Origin of the sequence: Streptosporangium sp. NPDC049644, from assembly GCF_040675205.1 — a bacterium.
Taxonomy (GTDB): domain Bacteria; phylum Actinomycetota; class Actinomycetes; order Streptosporangiales; family Streptosporangiaceae; genus Streptosporangium; species Streptosporangium fukuiense.
Map to the genome: position 1 here is coordinate 1 of NZ_JBFAOJ010000236.1, position 2,196 is coordinate 2,196.

Below are 2,196 nucleotides of genomic sequence, written 5' to 3' on the forward strand. Positions count from 1 at the left end.
GGGCGGGACCACCCCCGGGCTGCTGAACGGGAGCCAGCAGACCAACCCGCACACGCGATGAGAGGAGGAGACAGGTGTCAGGACTTGACGCGACGGTGGAGTTCGTCGGTCAGGCGGTGAAGCATCGCGATGAGATCGGCCGTGGAAACGGCGGACAGATCAACCGGTCTCTTGGCGATGATGAGATCTTCGGTAGTCGCCAGGCCAGCGAGTTGGAGTGCGCGCTTCCGATCCATTTCGAGCGGGCCAGCGAGCGCGATCACGGTTCCAGCCTGAGGCGTTCGTGGCTGCTTGGCCAGGTTGTCGATACCGCTCCGGGAGACGCCACTCTTGCGCGTCAACCAGGTCTTCGTCTGCCCACGTCGCGCCAGTTCTTCCACGATGAATTCGTACAGAGGAAGCGCCGGAGGCTTGATCAGCGTCTTGTCTGGCCTCGGGAGTATCCGGCGTATGACGATGCGGCCTGGGGCGTGCACGATGTTATGGACGGGACGCTCCGTGATTATGGCTCTCGTCTCGGCAGCGAGGGCGAGCGCACGAGTGTCGAACCATTCCACGTCCTTGCGAGCGACCTCTGGCCACCACGCCTTCTTGGTGGCATGGCTGCCCCAGCGGGCGGTGATGTTCTCCGTGATGCCGATGTACAGCAGCCGGTCGTCTTCGTCGTAGAAGCGGTACAGGGCCGTTCGGTTACTCATCGGCGGCCTTCAGCTTCGCCTGCTGCATGCGGTGGATACGGCGCCGCTTGGCGATGTACTCCTGCAGCGCTTCCTTCACGACGGCGGTGTTGCTCGTGCCGTCCTCGCCCGCGATCCATTCGACCTGCTCCCAGATTTCGTCTCCGAGGCGGACGTTGCGGACCGGAGTCTCGCCTGTCTTGGGTCGCGGCATGGCTGATCTCCCGAGCGTGTGAGTACACGGGATCATATGCGGCCTCCTTTCTCGTCTACGTTTCTGTAAGACAGTAACATGCTGAAAGCTCTTGTGGACACGGCAAAGCATCGGTATATCTGTAATACGAAAACGACGCGTAGGCGTCCCACAGATAGGAGTTCTCGTGTCTGACCAGACCACGACGATGCAGGTCCGTGTCCGCGACCGATCCGCCGAAGCGCCCTGGGGTGCGGGCCTGACCAACCCGGTCGTGCGCACCGTGGAGATCTCCGCGAACTGCCCGGTGTGCGGCGGTCCGCGAGGAGTTCCCCGCAACCTCAACCAGGTCGACGACGGCGCGTACTACTCGGTGGACGTGTGGACCAACCCATGCGGCCACGTCGACCACTACGCCGTCGTCGTCAAGGAAGCCGCCGCCCGCACGCCTGAGCTTCCCCTCGGGGAGGCGTCGTGAGCGTCGCCGAAGAGATTCGTGCCGCTGCTTCCAAGCTGCGTGCGACCGCTGAGAAGGCTGCCCCCTGGCCATGGAACCTCGACGGCCCGTGGTGGTGGGACGTCGCTGGCGGTCCTGCTGAGGCGACGACGGTCATCAGTACTCCGTCCCGTGACGCCGTGGTGGTGGTTCCCCCGCCCCGTGGACAGGTTGCCGCCGACGGCAAAGCCGAGGGCGGCGCCTTGTGGATCGCGCTGGTTTCGCCTGCCCTGGCCGAACCGTTCGCCGCCCTGCTGGACGCGACGGCCGCCGAGATTCACCGCCTCGCCGGTGACCTCACCGAAGCGGAACTGGCCAAGTACGCGCCCATGGCCCCCACCTGGTTGCCCGCCCTGGCTGTCGCCCGCCACATCAACCCCGACTCCTCCTCGGCTGCTCTTCCCCTTGGGGAGGAGACGAAGTGATCGAGCTTCCCCGCGAGGTCATCGAGACCGCCGCGAAGACCGGAAGCCTCCACTACGAGGACTGCAAGGTCGGCTCTGCTGGCGGCTGCGACGAGTGCCGTATCGCGTACGTCCGCGCGCACTACGCGGTTCACGGCGCGGTCGCGGCTTTCCCTGACGAGTTCATTGCGGCGATCCAAGCAGGCCGCGCCCCCACCTCCTGACCCCCTGAAAGGACCAACCCTCATGAACGGACAGGACTACGCCCGCGAAGCCGAGACGCTTCGCCAGCAGGCGTACAAGGTAGTGCGCGAGCATGACGGCGGGAGCCCAGAAGCGACGCTGCTGCTGCAAGAGGCGCAGGTGTGCGCGACGCTTTCCCTCACCTACGCCATCGTCCAGGCATCGGCGAGCACACACCGGGAC

At 65.3% G+C, this 2,196-nt stretch carries 6 protein-coding genes; 4 read left to right on the forward strand and 2 right to left on the reverse strand.

Annotated features, from left to right (window positions below):
* Positions 1-77: 77 nt before the first annotated feature.
* Both AB0J58_RS44710 and AB0J58_RS44715 read right to left on the reverse strand, forming a co-directional pair.
* Positions 78-698, reverse strand: coding sequence for a GIY-YIG nuclease family protein (locus AB0J58_RS44710; protein WP_357797431.1), 621 nt, complete (start codon positions 696-698; stop codon positions 78-80).
* On the reverse strand, positions 691-891 hold the full coding sequence (locus AB0J58_RS44715; RefSeq protein WP_357797428.1) for a hypothetical protein: 201 nt from the start codon (positions 889-891) through the stop codon (positions 691-693). The genes AB0J58_RS44710 and AB0J58_RS44715 overlap by 8 nt, the downstream gene beginning before the upstream one ends.
* A 166-nt stretch (positions 892-1,057) precedes the next feature.
* On the opposite strand from AB0J58_RS44715, the gene AB0J58_RS44720 reads away from it, so the two are divergent.
* The 4 genes from AB0J58_RS44720 to AB0J58_RS44735 form a co-directional block, all read left to right on the forward strand.
* Positions 1,058-1,348: a hypothetical protein gene (locus AB0J58_RS44720; RefSeq protein WP_357797426.1), complete on the forward strand. Its 291-nt coding sequence runs from the start codon at positions 1,058-1,060 to the stop codon at positions 1,346-1,348.
* Positions 1,345-1,791 (forward strand): hypothetical protein, encoded by a 447-nt coding sequence (locus AB0J58_RS44725; RefSeq protein ID WP_357797423.1) that lies wholly within the window; start codon positions 1,345-1,347, stop codon positions 1,789-1,791. Before AB0J58_RS44720 ends, AB0J58_RS44725 begins: the two co-directional genes overlap by 4 nt.
* Positions 1,788-1,994 (forward strand): hypothetical protein, encoded by a 207-nt coding sequence (locus AB0J58_RS44730; RefSeq protein ID WP_357797421.1) that lies wholly within the window; start codon positions 1,788-1,790, stop codon positions 1,992-1,994. The genes AB0J58_RS44725 and AB0J58_RS44730 overlap by 4 nt, the downstream gene beginning before the upstream one ends.
* 22 nt (positions 1,995-2,016) lie before the next feature.
* The coding region (locus AB0J58_RS44735) for a hypothetical protein (RefSeq protein WP_364227885.1) at positions 2,017-2,196 on the forward strand (180 nt) is incomplete at its 3' end.